The organism is Hymenobacter mellowenesis, assembly GCF_030581005.1.
Lineage (GTDB): Bacteria > Bacteroidota > Bacteroidia > Cytophagales > Hymenobacteraceae > Hymenobacter > Hymenobacter mellowenesis.
This window is the reverse complement of record NZ_JAUQSX010000010.1, coordinates 127,733-148,196: the sequence shown is the minus strand read 5'-3', so window position 1 is coordinate 148,196 and position 20,464 is coordinate 127,733. Positions and strand designations below refer to the sequence as shown.

Below are 20,464 nucleotides of genomic sequence, written 5' to 3'. Positions count from 1 at the left end.
GTTTTTCTTACTTCATGGCCCTCTCCACCCCCTCCGCCCCCGCCTACGTTTACTTCGACAACGCCGCTACCACGCCCCTCGACCCGGAGGTGCTGGAGGCCATGCTGCCTTTTTTGCAGAATCATTACGGCAACCCGAGCAGCCTGCACGGCCCCGGCCGGCAGGTGCGCGCCGCTATTGAAAACGCCCGCAAAACGGTAGCTCATCTGCTGAATGCCGCGCCGGCCGAAATCATTTTCACCAGCGGCGGCACCGAGGCCGACAACTACGCTGCCTTTGGCAGTGTGCGGACGCTGGGACTGAAGCACGCCATCACCTCGAAGCTGGAACACCACGCCGTGCTGCACCCGCTGGAGGCGCTTGCCAAGCGCGGCGAAGTTGAGCTGCACTACGTGAAGCACGACGAGCAGGGCACGTTGGATTTAGGCCATCTGGAGGAGCTCTTGGCCGGGCAGTCGCGCACGTTTGTGAGTTTGATGCATGCCAACAATGAGATTGGCAACCTGAACGACATCAAGGCCATTGGGGTGATTTGTGCGCGCTACGATGCCGTGTTCCACACCGACACGGTGCAGACCATGGGCCATTACCGCCACGACGTGCAGCAGCTGAAAAACCACTTTCTGGTGGGCTCTGCGCATAAGTTTCACGGGCCGAAGGGGGTGGGCTTCATCTACACCCGCAGCGGCTTGCAGGTGAGCCCGCTCATCCACGGCGGCGCGCAGGAGCGCAACGTGCGCTCGGGCACCGAGAATGTGTACGGCATCGTGGGGCTGGCCAAAGCGCTGGAAATTGCGGTGCGCGACCTGGCCGCCCACCAGGCCCATGTGCAGGGGCTGAAAACCCGCTTCATCGAAAAGCTGCGGGCCGAAATCGACGACGTGCAGTTCAACGGCCTCTCCGAGTATGCTGACAAAAGCCTCTACACGGTGCTGAGCGTGAGTTTGCCGCCGTCGGCCATCAGCGAAATGCTGCTCTTTAACCTTGATATCAGCAAGGTGGCGGCTTCGGGCGGCTCGGCTTGTACCAGCGGGGCGCAGGCCGGCTCGCACGTGCTCGAAGCCCTGGGCTGCGACCCCGACCGCGCCACTGTGCGCTTCTCGATGAGCAAAATGAATACGGCGGCCGAGGTCGATTACGCCGTGGCGGCGCTGGCCAAGCTCTACCGGCCGGTGGCCGTTTAGAGAATTCGCGGCACTGTCATCCTGACTTAAAACTGCCCCGTGGCTCCGCCACCGCCCGAATGGCCGCCGCCGAACTCGAAGCCGCCCGTGGAGGGCGCGTCGGGCGCGTGGGCGGTTTGGGCTTGAATCAGGTTTTCAAGATTGAAATGGCGGGGCTCGTCATCAGGCAGGGAGGTGAGGCCGAAGCGGGCGGGGCGCAGGGCGCGCAACAGGGCGCTGGCCAGCGCCGTGAGCAGTACCCCAGCGGCCACGGCGGCCACTTCGGGCGGCAGCAGCGAACGGTAGTGCCGCAGGGTGAAGAGCGAAAACGCCAGCGCCAGCAACCCCAGTAGCAGTAGGGTGCGGTCGGCCCGGCGCAGGCCCAGCACGATGTAAACCAACGGAATGCCGGCCGTGAGCGCATAAAAGACCGGCGCAAACGGGATTTGGGACGAGGTGAATTGGTGGTGCAGTTCGGCGTTGCCTTCGCGCACCACGAGGTAATTGCCGGCGAGGTAGAGCACCACCAGGCCTAGCACTTTAAGCGTGAGCAGGCAGTTGGCGTAGTAGTCGGCGAGGTAGGTGCCGGCCAGGCGCTGGGCCAGCCGGCGGTAGAGCAGTAGCAGGCCCCCAGCCGCGGCCATCATGATGAAGGGAAGGAGCATTTGCCCGAACTGGCTATTCAAGCCAAACAGCGCGACCAGCAGCAGCGCGGCTAGGCAGGCGGCGGCCGTCACCAAGGCGTCGGCGTAGCGCAGGGCGGCGGCGGCGAGCAGGGCCAGTACCAGCAGGAGCACCAGGTAGCTGGCGCCCAGGTCGAGATGGTAGCCCCCGCGGAGGGGCCACAGGTACTCCGAAAAAGCGTAGTAAATCAGCCCGGCGGCGCTGGCCAGCCCCGAATACAGCAGCGCATTGTCGACGCCGGCGTGGTAAAAGCGTTGTTCTTTGATAAGAAATTCCAAGAGCACAAAGCAGGCCGCGCAAAAGAGTATTCCCGCACCGAAGGGTGAATTAACCCCGGTAATCATCAATGAAAAACCACTCGCCAGCGCCAGCCCGATGCAAGTGAAAACGAACAGCCCCACGCGCAAGGGCCAGGCCGGTTGGTAGTATTCCAGCGGATAGGCCGCTTCGATGGCCGCCCGCTGTTCGGCACCGACCAGCTGCTGCCGCTGCCAGCGCGCCACCCGGCCCCGCAGGGCCGCGTTGAACGCCCAGTCGGTGTTATAGGCGGGTATTTTCATGCTTGCGGGGAAGAAGTAGGGGGATGGGGAGGAGCGGTGGGCCCGTGCAGGATTTTTCGGATGTTGATGAAAAAAAGCACCACCAGCAGGGCCGACAATGGGAACAGCAGGAAGGCCGTCATGAAAACTATTTCGTGGGGCAACAGTATCACCACCTCCACCAGCACGTAGCCCACGGCAAAATAGGCGTAGCCGGCCGCCAGCACCAGAAACCAGTACGACTGCGTTCGCCGGGCGTACCAAAAAAGGCCCGCGCACAGCGCCAGCATCACAACGACATAGCTCAGCGCCAGGGCCGGCTGCTCCTGAAGGCCTAACTCCATCAGGGACGTTGCCAGCGCGGCCAGGGCCAGGTTGCTGCCCAGCAGCAGGTAGGTGAATGCAAAATGCGCCTTCCGGCCTTGGTGCTCGGAATAGAAGCCGACAGCCATAAACAGAATGCCTAAGGCCATGGCGGCCCCGCGAATGTGCTCGTTCCAGAATTCGTTTTTGGTGAGCACAGCCAGCGGGGCCACCGTCAGGCCCACCCACGACGCCAGTGCGGTGAGGCCCATAGCCAGCACCCCGCGGTGGTCGAAATAATAAGCCAGCGGCAGAAAAACCAGGGCCGGCAATGCCGTGGCCAGCCCGTAACGGTTGCCAAAAATGCCGTATTGATACTGCACATAGCCCTCCAGCACCACAAACAGCAGGCAGCTCAGTAGCAGCAGGTAGTCGGCGCCCACCGAAGTTCTGGGGGCAGCCGCCCAAGTGAAGGGCGCGCGGTGCCGCGCCGCGTAGGTGAAGCAGGCCGCCATGAGCGCGGCAATCACGGCGATGATAACGCCGTGCCCAAGGCTGTCGATGTGTTGATAGACCAGCACGCCCAGCCCCCCGGCCAGCAGCGTGATGCCCAGATAGAGCAGCGCCCGCAGCTCGTAATGCAGCGAAAAGGGTTGGGCGCTTTCGCTGGCAGCTATGGCGGCCGCTTGGTCCGGGGACAGCAGGCCGCGCCTTTGCAAGTCGGCTAGGTAAAGGTCAGTGGAGGGTTTTGCAGGCATGTGACGGACGCGCCGACCGGTGGATGGCGGGCGCCGCAAGTACGCCATCCATCGGGCAAATCGGGCCGGCTTTACTCAATGGGTTTGCGCTGGTGCTGGAATAATTGCTTCAAGCCAAATATCACCAGGCCCGCAATCATGATAAAACCGGCGTCAGCCAGCGTCCGCTCCAGGCCCTCCAGGGCCAGCCCGGGCTGCCCAACGGCGAGGCCACTCCCAATGAGAGCGGCGGCCGGCATCAGCGCCAGCGCAATGAGCGGGCCGGCAATGATGCTGCGCCGGTAGGCCGCCAGAATCAGGATGCCCGCCAGCGCGCCCGCACCGGCCACGCTCAGCTCCTTGAGGCCGGGATGGCGCAGGCTTTCCACTTCGGAATTGGTCACGAGGTCGGCCACGGTGGCGGCGCCGGTGCTTAGCAGCACGTGCATGGTGAGAAAAGCCAGCAGCACAAACACGGCGTAGCCAACCACGGTAGAGGCCACGCCTCGGCCCGCCAGCTGCCAGTTGCGCAGCACCAACCCCAGCGGCATTTTGGCCAGGGGCTCAAAACCCGGGGCAATGATGCTCGAAGAAATGAAAGCAATGGCCTGCGGCACCGGGTCGGATACCAGCCCAATGGCCGCCAGCAGGCCGCCCAGCGCCATTAGGGAGAGGTAGTTGGCATTGATGCGGGCGCTGTAAGAAAGGCCGGCAATCATTTCTTCCCAAATGGCCTCGTCCCGGTCGGCCTTTATCTGGGGGTAGTCGGCGGGGGAAATAAGGCTGGCGATTTCGGCTGTGGCGATGGACAACTGGTCGGCGCTGGGCACGGCGGCGCGGGCCAGGCGGAGCACCTCGTCGGCGCCGCGGTTGAGCACTTGCAGGGTGAGCACATCGCCCACCGGCTTGCGCGAGCCGCCCGCCTGCACGCTCAGCCCAATGACTTCCGGTAGCTTCTCAAGCTGCTGGCAAAGAGGCTCGGTAGCGGAAGCAGGGATGGTGAGCGTGAACGTGCGATGCATAGAATAGACCTATAGGGAGCCTTGCCGGAAGCGGTGGGTAAAAACGGACAGCAGCTTTGCCTACGGCAATTCAGCCACCAACGGCCGGATGCCAGGAGCGGGCCGGGCGGGCCGCTGCGCCGTTTGGCAACCCCCGAGATAGCCAGAAGCAGGCAGGAATAGCTACTTTTCGGCATCCTTCGTAAACACGGGGCGCAAACTTCTTCTCGCATGGCTGACATCAATATTCAACGCAAAAAAGCATCGCCCAGTCCGTGGCTGCTCGTCGTGCTGGCGGCCGTGGTGCTGGCCTTGGCCGCCTACTTTTTCCTCCGCCCCGACCCCGCCGACGAACCCACGCCGCCCGCGGCTACCCCCGAAGCGACGGCCCCCACCGCTGCGCCCGATACGCTGGCCGCTGCCGCCGCCGTGGACCAAGCCACCCGCCGCGCGGCCATAGCGGGCATTCCGCAAGGCGACTCGGCCACCGCGGCCGGCAGCCAGGAAACGGCCGAGTCGCTGGCCGCCCAGGCCGCTGCGAACCCCGCCGCGCCCGACTACGCCCGCAATGGCCTGCAAAAGCTCACCGGCGTGCTGGTGGCCCTCACCGACCGCGACGACCTGCGCGACGCCACCATCACGGAGCAGCGCGACAACCTCACCAGCGCCACCGCCCGCCTGGACGAGCCCACCGCCAGCCTGCGCCCCGGCTTTGTGGCCGCCGCCGGCCTCATCCGGGCCATTCAGCAAAAGGCCTATCCCGACCAGGAAGGCCCCGCCAAAGACCTAGTGAACGTGGCCGGGCAGCTATCGGGCCGCAACGCCACGGCGGCCGACCAACAGAAAAACAAACAGTTTCTCACGCAGGCCGCCGCCGCCGTGCGCGTGCTAAGCGAGCCGGCCCAATCATCCTTGTAAAAGCTATGGAAACCCCCATCCTGCGCCGCTTGCGCGATATGACCGATTTTGAAGTGGCCGACGGCAACCCCGACGTGCGCGGTTGGACCGTGCGCGGCGCCGACGGCCAGGCCCTGGGCACCGTGTTCGAGCTGATTGTGGAGCCCGACGTCCTGAAAGTGCGCTACCTCGACGTAGAGCTCGATGGCCGTTTCAACATCAACGAGCACGAAAACCACATCCTGCTACCCATCGGCGTGGCCGCCATTGATGCCGACGGCGACAACGTCTTCGTGCCTGCCCTCACCGCCGAATCGGTGCTGAACTACCCGCCCTACGTCGAAATCCAAATTACCCGCGAATACGAGGAAGCCATGCTCCGCGCGCTGGGCAAGGAGGGGCAGGCCGCCAACCCGCGCTTCTACGAGCAAGAGTCTTTCGATGCGGATAGTTTCTATAGCAACCGTCGAGCGTCGTAAGGGCTGGCTGCGGGTGTAGTGCCAGCCGTGAAAACAGACAAAAAGAACGTCATGCTGAGCGGAGCCGAAGCATCTCTACCACAGCAGTAACTATTTACGCTCGCAGTAGAGATGCTTCGACTGCGCTCAGCATGACGTTCTACTTCTCGGTATCCTCAACCTATTAATTCCGCCGTACCATCTCCGCCACTGCCTCCACCCAGTAAGGCTCCGAGTTCAGCGAGGGCACCAGTTGCCAGTGCTTGCCACCGGCTTCCTCAAATAATTCCTTAAATTCCTCGCCCACTTCGATGGTCGTCTCCAAGCAGTCGGCCACGAAAGCGGGGGAGAAGGCCAGCACGTTGTTGATGCCCTTGGCGGGAAATTCTTTGATGACTTCATCGGTGTAAGGCTGGAGCCAGGGGTCGCGCAAACGGCTTTGCAGGCGGCTTTGGAAGGTGACGGTGTACTGGTCGTCGCGCAGGCCCAGCTCTTTGGCCAGCAGGCGCGAGGTGGCGAAGCACTGCGCACGGTAGCAGTAGCGGTTGTTTTTGTTGTAGCTGGCGCAGCAGGTGCTCAGCTTGCAGTAGCCCTTGAAGCTGCCCTTGAGCACGTGCCGCTCCGGGATGCCGTGGTAGCTGAACACGACATGGTCGTATTCGTGCTTGGCCATTTCGGCCTTGCCCCGTGCCGCGAAGCTGCCGATGAAGCCCGGGTCATCGGCGAAGGTGCTGATGAAGCTGATATTGGGCACTATCCACCAGTCTTTCACAATGTCCATCACCTTTTCCTGCACCGAGCCCGTACTGGCCGACGCATACTGCGGAAACAGCGGCAACACGATAATACGGTCCACGGCCGCGTCGCGCAGCTCCTCCAGCGCCTTCTCGATGCTGGGTTTCTGGTAGCGCATCCCGAAGGCCACCACGTAATCCTTGCCCAGCACCTCCCTCAGCCGGGCTTGCAGGTCGAGGCCGTGGTAGAGCAGGGGTGAGCCCCGCTCGGCATCCCACAACTGTTGGTAAATTTTGGCCGATTTCGGGGCGCGCAGCGGCACGATGACGCCCTGAAAGAGCGGGTAGCGCACGGCGGCCGGCATGTCAATTACGCGGCCATCGGTGAGGAATTCGTTGAGGTAGCGGCGCACATCGGGCGTGCTGGGCGAGTCGGGCGTGCCGAGGTTGACGAGGAGCACGCCGATGCGGCGGGTAGGCGAGGCAGGAGAATTCATTAGAGCAAAGTTCGGAACTGTAGCGTGGACTCTGCGAGTCCGCGCGTGGCCGGATTCGTTGAATGCGCGGACTCGCAGAGTCCACGCTACACGCGCTTGCCCAGCAAACAGCCGGCAACCCGCATGGTTTCGCGTCCGGCCCGAACGGCCCGATTTCCGCCCCACCCTAGCTTTTCCGCCCTGAAAGCCGTACCTTTGCGGCCCTGATTATCAAACCCATCCATCGTGAACCCCGAAACTAAACCCCACCGCGCCGGCTTCGTGAGCATCATTGGCAAGCCCAACGTGGGCAAGTCCACGCTCATGAATGCGTTGGTGGGCGAGCGGCTCAGCATCGTCACGAGCAAGGCCCAGACCACGCGCCACCGCATCCTGGGCATTCTCAACGGCGATGATTTCCAGTTGATTTATTCCGACACGCCCGGCATCATTCAGCCCAAATATGAGCTGCACAACGCCATGATGAGCTTCGTGTACTCGTCGCTCGAAGACGCCGACGTGGTGCTCTTTGTGACGGATATCTACGAAAAGCACGACGAAGAGCCTGTCGTAGAGCGCCTGCGCAAGATGGTGGACACGCCCATCATCCTGCTGGTCAACAAAATCGACCAGGCCGACCAGGCCGAAGTCGAAGCCAAGCTGGCCTACTGGAAAGAACAGCTGCCCAACGCCGCCGAAGTCCTGCCCATCTCGGCCCTCAACCACTTCGGCACCGATGGCGTGCTGCAGCTGGTGCTGGAGCGCCTGCCCGTGCACCCGCCCTACTACCCCAAAGACGAGCTAACCGACAAACCCGAACGCTTCTTCGCCGCCGAAATGGTGCGCGAGAAAATCTTCAAGCTCTACAAAAAGGAGATTCCCTACAGCTGCGAGGTGGTCATCGAGGAGTTCAAAGAAGAAGAAGCCATTATCCGCATTCGCGGCATCATCTACGTGGAGCGCAGCTCCCAGAAGGGCATCGTCATCGGCCAGGGCGGTGAGGCGCTGAAGAAAGTAGGCACTTGGGCGCGCGAGGAAATGGAGAAGTTTTTCCTGAAAAAGGTGTTCCTGGAGCTGCACGTGAAAGTGAACGAGAACTGGCGCACCGACGCGAAAGCACTGAGCCGGTTTGGGTACCAATAGGCCTGTAGCGTGGACTCTGTGAGTCCGCGCATCGAACGAACGAAACCATACGGGCGCGGACTCGCAGAGTCCACGCTACAAATATTCCGACCATCTATAACTAATACACCCCGGGCACTGCCGAATCTAGGTCGGGTCGGCGGCTGGGGCCACACATCATGTCAAAGCAAAACACGGTCGCCATTGTAGGGCGGCCCAACGTGGGCAAATCCACGCTATTCAACCGCCTCGTAGGCCAGCGCAAGGCCATCATGGACAACGAGAGCGGCGTCACCCGCGACCGTCACTACGGCTACGGCGACTGGATTGGCAAGAACTTCACCGTGATTGACACGGGCGGCTACGTGCACAACTCGGAAGATATTTTCGAGGGCGAAATCAACAAGCAGGTGAAGCTGGCCATCGAAGAGGCCGACGTGGTGCTCTTCATGGTGGATGCCGACGCCGGCGTGCACGGTCTCGATGAGGAATTTGCGCACGTGCTGCGCCGCTACATGGGCAAAAAGCCCATCTACTTGGTGGCCAACAAAGCCGATACTAACCTGCGCGCCAACGGCGTGGGCGAGTTCTATTCGCTGGGCCTCGGCGACGGCGAAATCTTCGCCATCAGCAGCCAGAACGGCCACGGCACCGGCGAGCTGCTCGATGCCGTGGTGAGCCATTTCGACGACCCCGGCATTGAAGAGCCCGAGTCGGAAATCCCGCGCATTGCCGTGGTGGGCCGCCCCAACGTGGGCAAATCCAGCCTCGTGAACCTGCTGCTCGGCGAAGACCGTAGCATCGTGACTGACATCGCCGGTACCACCCGTGACTCCATTTCGGCCCGCTATAATGCCTTCGGCAAGGAGTTTATCCTGGTCGATACGGCCGGCCTGCGCCGCAAGGCCAAGGTGAGCGAGGACGTGGAATTCTACGCCAACATGCGCAGTCTGCGCGCCCTGGAAGAAGCCGACGTCTGCATCGTGATGCTCGACGCCAGCCGCGGCATCGAAGCCCAGGACGTGAACATCATCACCCTGGCCGACAAGAACCGCAAAGGCATTGTCATTCTGGTGAATAAGTGGGATTTGGTGGAGAACAAGGATACCAATACGGCCAAGGAATTTGAGGCGAAAATCCTCGAAAAAATTGCGCCGATTTTGTACATCCCCGTCATCTTCATCTCGGTGCTGAACAAGCAGCGCGTGCACAAGGCCATTGAAACGGCCATCGAAGTGTACCACAACAAGCGCCGCAAAATTCCGACTTCGCAGCTCAACGACGTGATGCTGAAGGAGATTGAGAAATACGGCCCGCCCGCGCTCAAAGGCAAGATGATTCGCATTAAGTACGTGACGCAGTTGCCCACGCACAACCCCGTGTTCGCCTTCTTCGCCAACCTACCGCAGTACGTGCAGACCAACTACACGCGCTACCTCGAAAACCGCATGCGCGAGCATTTCGACTTCACGGGCGTGCCGATTGGCATCGTGTTCCGGAAGAAGTAGGTTGTGAGGGCTTTCGGTGGAGTTTTACAAAAACTTCACAAATTTTTTACGGAGGCGGGTTACTTCTACCGTGTGCGGGTATAAAGCCCCGAATTTGAAATTTTGCTCCGGCTAAAATTTCAGAAGTTGTCTGAAATCTCACCCCACATTTAACAAAAAACAAGATGAAAAAAGTATTGTTCCTCGCCCTGGCTGCCGCTTCGTTCTCGTTCACCGCTTGCGAAAGCAAGAAAGAAGAGGCTGTTGAGCAGCAGGCTGAAAACGTAGAAGCTGCTGGCGAAGCCAAAGCTGACGCTATGGAAGACAAGGCTGACGCCGTACGTGACTCGGCCGATGCTAAGTCGGACGCTATGGAGAACGCCGCTGACAAAATGGCTCCCGCTGGCACCACCGAAACCACGACCACCACGACCGAAGAAGTTAAGAAGTAATTTCTTAGCCCTCCGGCAACAAAAAAGCCTCTCCGGCAACGGAGAGGCTTTTTTGCGTTTTCACTTAGCGCGGGCTCTGTAGTCCGCGAGTGAATTGCCCTGTGCAAACGCGGACTACAGAGTCCGCGCTACAACTCGGTTTCGGGCAGGCCCAGGCGGCGGTTCAGCAAATTATCGACAACCTCGAACAGGCGGCGCGGCTCGTAGGTGCGCCAGGGCAGGTCGTCGAGCTGGCCGCCAAAATTGATGTAGTTGTCGACGTTGAACTGCTTCATTTCGCGGAGTACGTGCTCCTGGAAGTTCACGCCGGCAATCCAGCCGTCCTCCACGTCCTCGTACCACTCTTCGTAATAGGAATCGTCGGAGCCGTGGAAATTGAACACGTTCTCGCCGATGAGGATGAACTTGCGGATGCCTTCATGAGTCAGAATATCAATGATATTTCGCTTGAGCTCCATGATATCGTTTTCGATGGCATCGTTCCATTCGCCGATGAATTCGAGCACGGCAATGCCCAGCTCGTAGTCGGCAAAGAGGATTTTAAAGAACAGCGTATCCGACCCCAGGCTGTCCCACTGCGGGTGGATGTAGTAGCCGTAGATGGTATTGGTGTAGGTATCGAGGCTGTTCTCGGTTTCGAAGAGCGGCGAGCGGGGGTCTTCGGTAGCCGAGTATTGCTCAATCCAATTGTAGTGCGGCTCGATGGTGTGCATGGGCAGTAGGAGGCACCCGTTGTAGCCGGTGCTTCCCTAGAAACGACAGAAAGCCTGAATCGTTCGCCCGAAAAAGTAAGCCTATGAGGCACAAGCTAAAGCAAGTGCTGCTACTGCTTCGCCGCTGCCTCCAGCGCCGCCCGCACGCTGCCGTGCTGCTTCAGCAACTCGGCCGCCTCAGCCTGCCCAATGCCGAGTTCATCCATCAACATGCGTTCGCCGCGGTCCACCAGTTTCACGTTGGACAGCTTCATGTCAACCATCTTATTACCGCGCACATAGCCCAGGCGAATAAATGTGGCCGTGGTGAGCATATTGAGCGCCATTTTCTGGGCCGAACCAGCTTTCAGACGTGTGCTGCCCGTAATAAATTCGGGGCCCGTCACCACTTCCACCGGAAACTCGGCCGCTGCCGCCACCGCCGAACCCGCGTTGCACACCACGCAGCCAGTAGCTACACCGGCCGCCCGTGCCCGTTGCAGTCCGCCAATGACGTAGGGGGTGCGGCCCGAGGCGGCAATACCCACCAGCACATCTTTGGCGCTGATGTGGTGCTGCTGTAAATCAACCCAGGCCTGCTCGGCGTCGTCTTCAGCTCCTTCCACCGCCACGCGAATGGCCCCGTCGCCGCCCGCCATGATGCCTACGACCATTTCGGCCGGCACGCCAAACGTGGGCGGGCACTCCGAGGCATCTACCACGCCCAGCCGCCCACTGGTGCCCGCTCCGATGTAAAACAGCCGCCCACCGTCGCGCAGCCGGGCCACCGTGGCTTCTACCAACGCCTCAATCTGCGGCAGGGCTTTAGCCACCGTTTCGGGCACGGTGCGGTCGAGCTGGTTCATACCGGCCAGCAGCTCAGTGGTGGAGAGGGTTTCGAGGTGGTTGAATTCGGAGGGCGCTTCGGTGGTCATCATAGACTGTAGAACATGCTTTAGCTTGTTCAAAGAAAGGTTTTGGCGGTGAACAAGCTAAAGCCTGTTCTACACAAGTTGCCCCACAACGGGGAAATTTTCAAATACGTTGGCCGTGTGCGGGGCGTCTTTGTCGAGCTCGGCGGTGAGGTCCTGGCCGGCCCAATGCTCGTAGTGGTTGCCGCGCTTCCACAGCCGCGAGCGGCTCACATCGTAAATTTGCCCCTGATACGCCACCCAGATTTCGTCGCGGTCCTGGCCGTTGCGCAGGGCGAGCTGGTTTTTGGTGTAGGTTTTCAGTTCAAGGTTCATGGGCGAAGAACGACGCAAAAACGTCATGTCGAGCGCAGTCGAGACATCCCGCGTGCCGAAGTAATTCTTTTCTTGCGATTGAGTCACTACCACACGCGAGATGTCTCGGCTGCGCTCGACATGACGTTCTAAATAAACAACAAATCTAGCTCAACAGCGCCTGCAGCCGAATCCAGCGTTGCGGCAAGTCGCCCTGGGAGGCGTTCAAATAGTCCTCATACGTGCAGGGCACCACGCGCTTCACCACGTTGTCGCCGAGGCGCTCCACTTCCATCCACCACTTCTCGGCGCGGCGCGATTTGTAGAACACCAGCTTGTCGGGGTTACCAGGCAGCACCACAGTGTAGGTGAGGAAGCGGAAGGTGCCGAAGCCCGTTTCGGGCCGGCGGTGGTAGAAGCCTTCCACGAAATACCAAAGCATGGTGGCCAGCGTGGCGGCAGCCAAGCCGTTGACGTCCTGGTCGGTGCGGTAGCCGTAGAGGCCGAAGGAGCTAAGTTGCTCGTTGTGGCCCGCGTACCAGCACAGCTGGGTGGCTTCCTCGTTGCCGAGGCCGAAGGGGTAGGCGGGGTAGTAGCCGGGCGCGTCCTGCCAGCGCACGGCGGCAATGTCCATGCTCATGAAATCGGCCTGCCGGACAAGCGGCTCCGACAAGCGCCGGTCGGCCCGCACCTCGCCCACGCTCATGGTCTCGAAGTGCATTTTTTCCAACGCTACCAGTACTTCGGGCGGCGTGAGGTACTGCTGGTGGCCCAGGTGGGCCAGGCTGAACACGAAATTGGGCTCGTGCACCAGCATGCGGCGCAGGTGGCTGTCTTCGGGTGCGGTGCCAGGGCCGGGCTCGGCCATGTCGGGCCGCGAGTCGACCATAGCGAAGCTGATGGCGCGGTTCTGGGTTTCGTAGGCCAGAAACTGGCCGTAGTCGAGGTCGTGGCTGCCGCCGAGCAGGATGGGCACCGTGTTTTCCTCAATCAGAGCGGCCACTATCTCGCGCAGGCGCTGGTAGGTGTCTTCCAGCGTGAGGCCGGGGCGCAGGTTGCCGAGGTCGACGAGGCGCAGGGCGCCGCTGCCTTTTTGTAGATTGTAGAAGCGCTGGCGCACCTCGTTGGCGCCGTGGCGGCTGGGGTGGCCAATGGTGCTGCCGCGCCATTCGTCCAGCCCGATGAGGGCCAGGTCGGCGGCGCGCCAGTCCGGAAACGTTTCGGTGAAGCGGGTGGCGTAAGCGGCCAGCGTGGTGGGCGCGGGCGCGGCGGCGGTCAGCGTTTCCGGCAGCGGGTCAAAAAACAGGGCCAGATTCATTGGGGGCGGAAATGCAAGTGGCCCAAAATTACACAGGAAAAGGCCGCTTCGGCGGTTTTTTGACCGTTTTTGCGGCTCGTTTGGTTTTTACCCGTATGTGCAAGTCTACGGACGGGCTCGGTAACCCTAGCTTGGCCCGAAAAAAAGCTCTTTATTTAAGCTGAAATTCACCCGATACGCCTAATCCAACCCCACCCAATGGACGTTCGTCGCGCCTTCGATATCCTCCCGCATCAAATTGCTACCGCGCCCAAACCCGACGCTCTGGCCTCCAAAATTGATGGCCAGTGGGTGCCAATCAGCAGCCAGCAGCTACAGGACCAGGCCAATCTGGTGTCGCTCGGCCTCGTGTCGCTCGGCCTCAAGCGCGGCGATAAAGTGGCCATTATCAGCATGAACCGCCCCGAGTGGATGATGGCCGACTTCGGCATCTCCCAAATTGGGGCCACTAGCGTGCCGATGTACCCGAGCATCACCGTCGAAGACTACAAGTACATCTTCACCGACGCCGGGGTGCGGGCCGTGTTCGTAGCCGATAAGAAGCTGTATGACAAGGTAAAAGAAGCCACCCAGGGCCTCGATATTCCGGCCGCAAACATCTTCACTTTTGACAAGATTGACGGCGCCCGCCATTTCAGTGAGCTGCTGGAGCTGGGCAAGAAAGGCAACGTGGCAGATTTGGAACCGCTAAAAGCCGCCGTCGAGCCCGACGATTTGCTCACGCTTATCTACACCAGCGGCACCACCGGCCAGCCCAAAGGCGTGATGCTCACGCACGATAACATCCTAAGCAATTGCCGCAACTCGCAGCGATTCGTGCCCGTCACGAAAGACGACAAGGCCCTGAGCTTCCTGCCGCTGTGCCACATTTTTGAGCGCATGGTGACTTACCTGTACATGATAAACAGCGTGAGCATCTACTACGCCGAAAGCATGGACACCATTGCCGACAACCTGCGCGAGGTGAAGCCCGAAATCTTCACCACCGTGCCGCGCCTGCTGGAGAAGGTCTATGATAAAATCGTGGCGAAAGGCCACGAGCTGGACGGCATCAAAAAGAGCCTGTTTTTCTGGGCCTTGGATTTGGGCCTGAAATACGACACCCAGAAAGACCAGGGCTTTTTCTACAATACGCAGCTGGCCCTGGCCAATAAGCTCATTTTCAATAGATGGCGCGAGGCGCTGGGCGGTAACCTGCGCTGCATCGTGAGCGGCGGTGGAGCCTTGCAGCCGCGCCTGGCCCGCGTGTTCTGGGCCGCCGGCATCCGGGTAATGGAAGGCTATGGCCTGACGGAAACCTCGCCCGTAATTGCCGTGGGTGGTTACGAGCCGGAAAACAACATGATTGGCACCGTGGGCCCGCTCATCGACAACATGGAAGTGAAAATCGCCTCCGACGGCGAAATTCTCACCAAATCGGCTTCCGTGATGAAAGGCTATTACAACCAGCCCGAGCTCACGGCCAAGGAATTTGACGAGGATGGCTGGTTCCACACCGGCGACATCGGCGAGCTGGTGAACGGCAAATTCTTGAAAATCACCGACCGCAAGAAGGAGATGTTCAAGACCTCGGGCGGCAAGTACATTGCCCCGCAGGTCATCGAAAGCAAGCTGAAGGAAGACCCGCTTATCGAGCAGGCCATGGTGGTGGGGGCCGACCAGAAGTTTGCCTCCGCGCTGGTCATTCCGTCCTTCCCCGACCTCAAGGGCTGGTGCAAGCGCAACGGCGTGCCCGATGGCTCCAACGAGGAGCTGGTGAAGAACGAGAAGGTAGTGAAGCTATATAAGGACTTGATTGACAAGTATAACAAGGGCTTTGCACAGTGGGAGCAGGTGAAGCGGCACGAACTGCTGCCCACCTTATGGACTGTTGAAAGCGGCGAGATGACGCCCACCATGAAGGTGAAGCGCAAGGTTATTTCCGAAAACAACAAGGACCTGATTGCCGGTATCTACGAACGGGCCGAAAAGGAGCCGCACGAGCGCACGGCGCACTAGGTAAAAAGTAGCGCGGACCTTTAGCCTGCGAATGGTACTGCCCATTCGCGGACTAAAAGTCCGCGCTACTTTTTTGCCAACTGTTATGCAAGCCTAATATATTTTTCGTAAGTTTACCGCACTTACACCCCGCCCATGAAACCCGAAGAAACCGTCGATTATAACATCAAAGTAGCCTGGCACGCCATCTCGCGGATGTATAACACGCAGGCGGCGCAGAATGACATCACCACGAGCATCGGCTTCGTGCTGCTGAACATCGACCAGGAGAAGGGTACGCCCGCTACCAAAATTGCCCCACTGCTGGGCCTCGAAACCCGCAGCCTGACGCGCATTCTGCGCAGCATGGAGGAGAAAGGTCTGATTTATAAGCAGGCCGACTCGGTGGATAAACGCTCAGTTCGCATTTTTCTGACGCCGCTGGGCTTGGAGAAGAAGGAGGTTTCGCGCCAGACGGTGCGGCACTTCAACCTAAAAATCCGCGAGAAAATCCCGCAGAATCAATTGGATGTCTTCTTCAAAGTAGCGGCTCAGATTACGAGCATGATTGAAGGGAAGACCTTGTTTGAAGAATTCGTGCTCAAGCCGTTGCGGACGGAGCCAGCGGCTCCTTAAGGCTCATAAATTGAACGTCATGCAGAGCGCAACGAAGCATCTTGCCCTCAGCAGGTAATCAATGCTATTGCAACGAAGCGGGCAAGATGCTTCGCTGCGCTCTGCATGACGTTCTGCTAAATCATTACCAACACCCACCTCACCACCCACAGTAGAAAGAGGATGAACCGAACCATCAAGAAAGTGACCGTGCTCGGCTCCGGCGTTATGGGCTCGCGCATTGCCTGCCACTTCGCCAACATCGGCGTGCAGGTGCTGCTGCTCGACATCGCGCCTAAGGAGTTGACGCCCGACGAAGAGAAAAAAGGGCTGAAACTGGACGCTCCGGTCGTGCGCAACCGCATTGTGAATGCCGCTTTGCAGGCTGCAATCGTTGCCAACCCCTCGCCGCTCTACCGCAAGGCCGATGCGGCCAAAATCAAGACTGGCAACTTCGACGACAACCTCAAAGACATTGCCGGCTGCGACTGGACGATTGAGGTCGTCATCGAGCGGCTTGACATCAAAAAGAGCCTCTACGAGCGGGTGGAGCAGTTCCGCAAGAAGGGCACGCTGATTACCAGCAACACCAGCGGCATCCCGATTCACCTGCTGGCCGAGGGCCGCTCGGAGGATTTCAAGCAGCATTTCGCGGGCACGCACTTTTTCAACCCGCCGCGCTATCTGAAGCTGCTGGAAATCATTCCGACGCCGGAAACCAAGCCGGAGGTGCTGGATTTCCTGCAGCACTACGGCGACCTGTATTTGGGCAAAACGGTGGTGCTGGCCAAGGACACGCCCGGCTTCATTGCCAACCGCGTGGGCGTGTGGGCCCTGCTCGACGCCATGCAGACCATGCAGAAGCTGGGCCTGACCGTAGAGGAAACCGACAAGTTGACCGGCCCGGTGATTGGCCACGCGAAATCGGCCACGCTACGCACCTCCGACGTGGTGGGCCTGGATACGACCATCAACGTGGCCAACGGCCTGGCCCAGGGCCTGCCGGATGACGAGGCCAAGGACGTATTCGTGCTGCCCGATTTCGTGAAGAAAATGGGCGAGAGCAAGTGGCTGGGCGACAAAACCGGCCAGGGCTTCTACAAGAAAGTGAAGGGCGAGGGCGGTAAGTCAGAAATCCACGCGCTGGACCTCAACACCCTGGAATACAAGCCGAGCCAGAAGGTAAAATTTGCCACGCTGGAAATGACCAAAACTATTGAGAAGCTGGTCGACCGCTTCAAGGTATTGGTAGGCGGAAAGGACAAGGCTGGCGAATTTTATCGCCTGAGCTTCGGCGGCTTGTTTGCCTACGTGAGCAACCGGGTGCCAGAAATTTCCGACCAACTCTATAAGATTGACGACGCCCTGCGCGCCGGCTTCGGCTGGGAGTTGGGCCCGTTCGAAACCTGGGACGCGCTGGGCGTGCAGGCCGGCGTGGACCTCGCCAAAGCGGCTGGCCGCACCGTGGCCCCGTGGGTAGAGGAAATGCTGGCCGCCGGGAATTCGACCTTCTATAAGGTGGAAGACGGCGTGCGCAAGTTCTACGACCAGGCCAGCGAGAGCTACCAAGCCATTCCGGGTGTGGAGAATTTTATCATTCTCGACAACCTGCGGGCCAGCGGCAAGGTGCTGTGGAAAAACGCGGGCGCGTCGGTTATCGACCTCGGCGATGGCATTCTGAACGTAGAGTTCCACTCCAAGATGAACTCGCTGGGCACCGACGTGATTCAGGGCCTGCTGAAAGGGGTGGAGATGGCCGAAGCTGGCTACCGTGGCCTCGTGGTGGGCAACGACGCGCCCAACTTCTCGGCCGGCGCCAACCTGGGTCTTGTGTACATGCAGGCGCTGGAGCAGGAATTTGACGAGCTGAACATGATGATTCAGCAGTTCCAGCAGGCCATGATGCGGATGCGCTACAGCAGCATCCCGGTGGTGGGCACGCCGCACGGCCTCACGCTGGGGGGAGGATGCGAGCTGAACCTACACTGCGACCGCGTGGTGGCGGCGGCCGAATCCTACATCGGCCTTGTGGAATTCGGCGTAGGCCTGATTCCCGGCGGCGGCGGCACCAAGGAAATGACTTTACGCACCGCTCTCAAGTACGAAGACGGCGAGCCCGAATTCAACCTGCTGCGCAACACCTACATGACCATCAGCACGGCCAAGGTTTCGACCTCCGCCGCTGAAGCTTTCGACCTGGGCTTCCTGCGTCGGGGCGACGAAGTGGTGCTGAACTCGAACCGCGTCATCGCCGCCGCGAAATCAGCCGCCATCGACCTGGCCGATGCCGGCTACACCCAGCCGATGCAGAAAACTAACATCAAAGTACACGGCAAAGGCGCGCTGGCCATGTTCAAAACCGGTGTGTACGCTATGCAACAGGGCAATTACATCTCGACCCACGACCAGCTCATTGCCGATAAATTGGCCTATGTGATGTGCGGCGGCGATTTGTCGTCGCCCACCGAGGTGAGCGAGCAGTACCTGCTGGATTTGGAGCGTGAAGCCTTCCTATCGCTGTGCGGCGAGCGCAAGACGCTGGAGCGGATTCAGAGCATTCTGACCACGGGCAAGCCGCTACGCAATTAAACAAGAGGTATGCTAAGACATGAGACGTTAGACCTGAGACATGAGAAAGAAGTCGAAAGCGAAAGTCTGCCACAGAACAATTCTACTGTCTCAGGTCTAACGTCTCATGTCTTAGTAAAATCATTCCCATGTTCAAGCACCGCTTCAAAGAACTAATCGTCTGGCAGCGAGCTATGGATGTAGCTAGAACTACCTACCGCTTGTGCATGGACTTTCCGAGCAACGAACGCTCCGGTTTGATTTCTTAGATGCGTCGTTCAGCCGTTTCAGTGCCTTCCAATATCGCTGAAGGAGCAGGCAGGGGCGGTAATAAAGAGTTCGCGCAATTTCTGCGCATTGCCAATGGCTCCTGCTACGAATTGCACACCCAAATGCTCCTGGCGGCCGATTTCGGCTACATCACTGCTGAGCAGCTAACGGCTGCCGAAGGCCAGATTGAAGAAGTGGAACGGCTGCTTTATGCCTTCCAAAATAAAATTGATTCGCAATCATGACACAGAATCAGTCCAACGATTCTCATGTCTCAAGTCTAACGTCTCATGTCTAGCAACAACACCGCATATATCGTAGCAGGCTACCGCACGGCCGTGGGCAAAGCCCCCCGTGGCGGCCTCCGTTTCACCCGGCCCGACGACCTCGCCGCTGCCGTAATCAAACACCTCGTGGCCCAAGTGCCGGCCCTCGACCCCACGCGCATCGACGACGTAATCGTCGGTAACGCCGTGCCCGAGGCCGAGCAGGGCCTGCAAATGGGCCGCCTGATTTCGCTGCTGGCCCTGCCCATCAACGTGTCCGGCCTCATTGTGAACCGCTACTGCGGCTCCGGCGTGGAGACCATCGCCATGGCGGTGGGCAAAATCTCCTCGGGTATGGCCGACTGCATCATCGCGGGCGGCACCGAGAGCATGAGCATGGTGCCCACCGTGGGCTGGAAAACCGTGCCCAACTACAAGCTGGCGATGGCGCACCCCGACTACTACATGGGCATGGGCCTCACCGCCGAAGCCGTGGCCAACGACTACAAAATCAGCCGCCAGGACCAGGACGAATTCTCCTACAACTCGCACCAGAAGGCCATCAAAGCCATTCAGGCCGGCAAGTTTGCCAAGAGCATTGTGCCCATCACGGTAGAGGAAACCTACGTGGACCAGGCCACCGGCAAGAAGAAAAACCGCTCCTACGTAGTGGATACCGACGAAGGTCCCCGCGCCGACACCTCGGTAGAAGCCCTGAGCAAGCTGCGTCCCGTGTTCGCCGCCAACGGCACCGTCACGGCCGGCAACTCGTCCCAGACGTCCGACGGCGCGGCCTTCGTCCTCGTGATGTCGGAGCGCATGGTGAAGGAGCTGAACCTGGAGCCCATCGCCCGCATGGTGAACTACGCCACCGAAGGCGTCGACCCGCGCATCATGGGTATGGGTCCCATCAAAGCCGTGCCGAAAGTGCTCAAGCAAGCCGGCCTGAAACTCGAAGACATTGACCTGTTTGAGCTGAACGAAGCCTTTGCATCGCAGTCGCTGGCCGTTGTGCGCGAGCTCGGCATCGACCCCGAGAAGTTGAACGTGAACGGCGGCGCCATTGCCCTCGGCCACCCGCTGGGCTGTTCCGGCGCCAAGCTCAGCATCCAGCTCTTCGACGAGCTGCGCGAGCGCGGCAAGAAGTACGGCGTCGTCACGGCCTGCGTGGGCGGCGGCCAGGGCGTCGCTGGCATCTACGAGCTGCTGAAGTAGCTTTCTGTTCCGCCACTAAACTAAGAAGACCGTCATGCTGAGCGAAGCCGAAGCATCTCGCGTGTGGTAGTAATTCAATCGTTGAACGATGCAAGCGTTATGCTTCAACTACGCTCAGCATAACGGTCTAGGTAAAATCAGAAAACCCCGCTCATCCGGGGTTTTCTTTCGCTGATATAGTAGGCGTGCCTAACATTTTTTCTTAACTTGCAACACTAAACCCGCCGGCCCTTTGTTTCTCTAACTAGTAGGCTAGCCTAACAC

Annotated in this window: 19 protein-coding genes; 11 read left to right on the top strand and 8 right to left on the bottom strand. The window is 59.9% G+C overall.

Going from position 1 to position 20,464, the window contains the following annotated elements; genetic code table 11:
* The first annotated feature begins 14 nt into the window (after positions 1-14).
* The gene (locus Q5H92_RS18520) at positions 15-1,184 is read left to right on the top strand and encodes a cysteine desulfurase family protein (RefSeq protein WP_305013045.1); all 1,170 of its coding nucleotides are present in this window, start codon (positions 15-17) and stop codon (positions 1,182-1,184) included.
* A 26-nt stretch (positions 1,185-1,210) separates the two neighbouring features.
* Here Q5H92_RS18520 and Q5H92_RS18515 read toward each other — a convergent pair whose 3' ends face one another.
* The 3 genes from Q5H92_RS18515 to Q5H92_RS18505 all read right to left on the bottom strand — a co-directional run bounded on the left by Q5H92_RS18515 (position 1,211) and on the right by Q5H92_RS18505 (position 4,448).
* Positions 1,211-2,407 carry a hypothetical protein gene (locus tag Q5H92_RS18515; protein ID WP_305013044.1) on the bottom strand — a complete coding sequence of 399 codons (1,197 nt, stop codon included), beginning with the start codon at positions 2,405-2,407 and terminating at the stop codon, positions 1,211-1,213.
* Positions 2,404-3,447, bottom strand: coding sequence for a DUF2157 domain-containing protein (locus Q5H92_RS18510; protein WP_305013043.1), 1,044 nt, complete (start codon positions 3,445-3,447; stop codon positions 2,404-2,406). The genes Q5H92_RS18515 and Q5H92_RS18510 overlap by 4 nt, the downstream gene beginning before the upstream one ends.
* Before the next feature lie 71 nt (positions 3,448-3,518).
* Positions 3,519-4,448, bottom strand: coding sequence for a DUF389 domain-containing protein (locus Q5H92_RS18505; protein WP_305013042.1), 930 nt, complete (start codon positions 4,446-4,448; stop codon positions 3,519-3,521).
* A 210-nt stretch (positions 4,449-4,658) separates the two neighbouring features.
* Between Q5H92_RS18505 and Q5H92_RS18500 the strand changes: the two genes are divergently transcribed.
* Positions 4,659-5,345, top strand: a complete 687-nt coding sequence (locus Q5H92_RS18500) for a hypothetical protein (RefSeq protein WP_305013041.1) — start codon at positions 4,659-4,661, stop codon at positions 5,343-5,345.
* Positions 5,346-5,350: 5 nt separating this feature from the next.
* Positions 5,351-5,803: a PRC-barrel domain-containing protein gene (locus Q5H92_RS18495; protein WP_305013040.1), complete on the top strand. Its 453-nt coding sequence runs from the start codon at positions 5,351-5,353 to the stop codon at positions 5,801-5,803.
* A 163-nt stretch (positions 5,804-5,966) separates the two neighbouring features.
* On the opposite strand, the gene hemH is transcribed toward Q5H92_RS18495, so the two are convergent.
* Positions 5,967-7,013 (bottom strand): ferrochelatase, encoded by a 1,047-nt coding sequence (gene hemH, locus Q5H92_RS18490; RefSeq protein WP_305013039.1) that lies wholly within the window; start codon positions 7,011-7,013, stop codon positions 5,967-5,969.
* Positions 7,014-7,238: 225 nt separating this feature from the next.
* Here hemH and era point away from each other — a divergent pair, with 225 nt between their 5' ends.
* The 3 genes from era to Q5H92_RS18475 all read left to right on the top strand — a co-directional run bounded on the left by era (position 7,239) and on the right by Q5H92_RS18475 (position 10,053).
* On the top strand, positions 7,239-8,135 hold the full coding sequence (gene era / locus Q5H92_RS18485; protein ID WP_241938252.1) for a GTPase Era: 897 nt from the start codon (positions 7,239-7,241) through the stop codon (positions 8,133-8,135).
* 158 nt (positions 8,136-8,293) lie between these two features.
* Complete coding sequence (gene der, locus Q5H92_RS18480; protein ID WP_305013038.1) at positions 8,294-9,622, top strand: ribosome biogenesis GTPase Der; 1,329 nt, start codon at positions 8,294-8,296, stop codon at positions 9,620-9,622.
* A gap of 164 nt (positions 9,623-9,786) precedes the next feature.
* Positions 9,787-10,053: a hypothetical protein gene (locus Q5H92_RS18475; protein WP_305013037.1), complete on the top strand. Its 267-nt coding sequence runs from the start codon at positions 9,787-9,789 to the stop codon at positions 10,051-10,053.
* Between the two features lie 128 nt (positions 10,054-10,181).
* Here Q5H92_RS18475 and Q5H92_RS18470 read toward each other — a convergent pair whose 3' ends face one another.
* The 4 genes from Q5H92_RS18470 to Q5H92_RS18455 all read right to left on the bottom strand — a co-directional run bounded on the left by Q5H92_RS18470 (position 10,182) and on the right by Q5H92_RS18455 (position 13,289).
* Positions 10,182-10,766 carry a hypothetical protein gene (locus tag Q5H92_RS18470; protein WP_305013036.1) on the bottom strand — a complete coding sequence of 195 codons (585 nt, stop codon included), beginning with the start codon at positions 10,764-10,766 and terminating at the stop codon, positions 10,182-10,184.
* 110 nt (positions 10,767-10,876) lie between these two features.
* The gene (gene murQ / locus Q5H92_RS18465) at positions 10,877-11,713 is read right to left on the bottom strand and encodes an N-acetylmuramic acid 6-phosphate etherase (RefSeq protein WP_305013035.1); all 837 of its coding nucleotides are present in this window, start codon (positions 11,711-11,713) and stop codon (positions 10,877-10,879) included.
* Between the two features lie 36 nt (positions 11,714-11,749).
* Entirely contained in the window at positions 11,750-11,992 is a 243-nt protein-coding gene (locus tag Q5H92_RS18460) for a cytochrome b5 domain-containing protein (RefSeq protein ID WP_305013034.1), read from the bottom strand.
* Positions 11,993-12,137: 145 nt separating this feature from the next.
* A complete protein-coding gene (locus Q5H92_RS18455; RefSeq protein ID WP_305013033.1) occupies positions 12,138-13,289 on the bottom strand; it encodes a formimidoylglutamase in 1,152 nt (383 codons plus the stop codon).
* A gap of 198 nt (positions 13,290-13,487) precedes the next feature.
* Between Q5H92_RS18455 and Q5H92_RS18450 the strand changes: the two genes are divergently transcribed.
* From Q5H92_RS18450 to Q5H92_RS18430, 5 genes are all read left to right on the top strand, one after another.
* Positions 13,488-15,287, top strand: a complete 1,800-nt coding sequence (locus Q5H92_RS18450; RefSeq protein WP_305013032.1) for an AMP-dependent synthetase/ligase — start codon at positions 13,488-13,490, stop codon at positions 15,285-15,287.
* Between the two features lie 135 nt (positions 15,288-15,422).
* Positions 15,423-15,902, top strand: a complete 480-nt coding sequence (locus Q5H92_RS18445) for a MarR family winged helix-turn-helix transcriptional regulator (RefSeq protein ID WP_305013031.1) — start codon at positions 15,423-15,425, stop codon at positions 15,900-15,902.
* A gap of 162 nt (positions 15,903-16,064) precedes the next feature.
* Complete coding sequence (locus Q5H92_RS18440; RefSeq protein WP_305013030.1) at positions 16,065-18,470, top strand: 3-hydroxyacyl-CoA dehydrogenase/enoyl-CoA hydratase family protein; 2,406 nt, start codon at positions 16,065-16,067, stop codon at positions 18,468-18,470.
* 248 nt (positions 18,471-18,718) lie between these two features.
* Positions 18,719-18,964 (top strand): four helix bundle protein, encoded by a 246-nt coding sequence (locus tag Q5H92_RS18435; protein ID WP_440137025.1) that lies wholly within the window; start codon positions 18,719-18,721, stop codon positions 18,962-18,964.
* A 45-nt stretch (positions 18,965-19,009) separates the two neighbouring features.
* Entirely contained in the window at positions 19,010-20,200 is a 1,191-nt protein-coding gene (locus Q5H92_RS18430; RefSeq protein WP_305013029.1) for a thiolase family protein, read from the top strand.
* Positions 20,201-20,464 lie beyond the last annotated feature (264 nt).

Bases quoted from the DNA above. Each gene is read 5' to 3' on its own strand.
- Q5H92_RS18510 (WP_305013043.1), bottom strand. From the start codon at position 3,447: ATGCCTGCAAAACCCTCCACTGACCTTTACCTAGCCGACTTGCAAAGG.
- Q5H92_RS18440 (WP_305013030.1), top strand. From the start codon at position 16,065: ATGAACCGAACCATCAAGAAAGTGACCGTGCTCGGCTCCGGCGTTATG.
- Q5H92_RS18450 (WP_305013032.1), top strand. From the start codon at position 13,488: ATGGACGTTCGTCGCGCCTTCGATATCCTCCCGCATCAAATTGCTACC.
- Q5H92_RS18455 (WP_305013033.1), bottom strand. From the start codon at position 13,289: ATGAATCTGGCCCTGTTTTTTGACCCGCTGCCGGAAACGCTGACCGCC.
- hemH (WP_305013039.1), bottom strand. From the start codon at position 7,013: ATGAATTCTCCTGCCTCGCCTACCCGCCGCATCGGCGTGCTCCTCGTC.
- Q5H92_RS18495 (WP_305013040.1), top strand. From the start codon at position 5,351: ATGGAAACCCCCATCCTGCGCCGCTTGCGCGATATGACCGATTTTGAA.
- Q5H92_RS18470 (WP_305013036.1), bottom strand. From the start codon at position 10,766: ATGCACACCATCGAGCCGCACTACAATTGGATTGAGCAATACTCGGCT.
- Q5H92_RS18505 (WP_305013042.1), bottom strand. From the start codon at position 4,448: ATGCATCGCACGTTCACGCTCACCATCCCTGCTTCCGCTACCGAGCCT.
- Q5H92_RS18500 (WP_305013041.1), top strand. From the start codon at position 4,659: ATGGCTGACATCAATATTCAACGCAAAAAAGCATCGCCCAGTCCGTGG.
- Q5H92_RS18430 (WP_305013029.1), top strand. From the start codon at position 19,010: ATGTCTAGCAACAACACCGCATATATCGTAGCAGGCTACCGCACGGCC.
- der (WP_305013038.1), top strand. From the start codon at position 8,294: ATGTCAAAGCAAAACACGGTCGCCATTGTAGGGCGGCCCAACGTGGGC.
- Q5H92_RS18515 (WP_305013044.1), bottom strand. From the start codon at position 2,407: ATGAAAATACCCGCCTATAACACCGACTGGGCGTTCAACGCGGCCCTG.
- Q5H92_RS18445 (WP_305013031.1), top strand. From the start codon at position 15,423: ATGAAACCCGAAGAAACCGTCGATTATAACATCAAAGTAGCCTGGCAC.
- Q5H92_RS18460 (WP_305013034.1), bottom strand. From the start codon at position 11,992: ATGAACCTTGAACTGAAAACCTACACCAAAAACCAGCTCGCCCTGCGC.
- Q5H92_RS18520 (WP_305013045.1), top strand. From the start codon at position 15: ATGGCCCTCTCCACCCCCTCCGCCCCCGCCTACGTTTACTTCGACAAC.
- Q5H92_RS18435 (WP_440137025.1), top strand. From the start codon at position 18,719: ATGCGTCGTTCAGCCGTTTCAGTGCCTTCCAATATCGCTGAAGGAGCA.
- Q5H92_RS18475 (WP_305013037.1), top strand. From the start codon at position 9,787: ATGAAAAAAGTATTGTTCCTCGCCCTGGCTGCCGCTTCGTTCTCGTTC.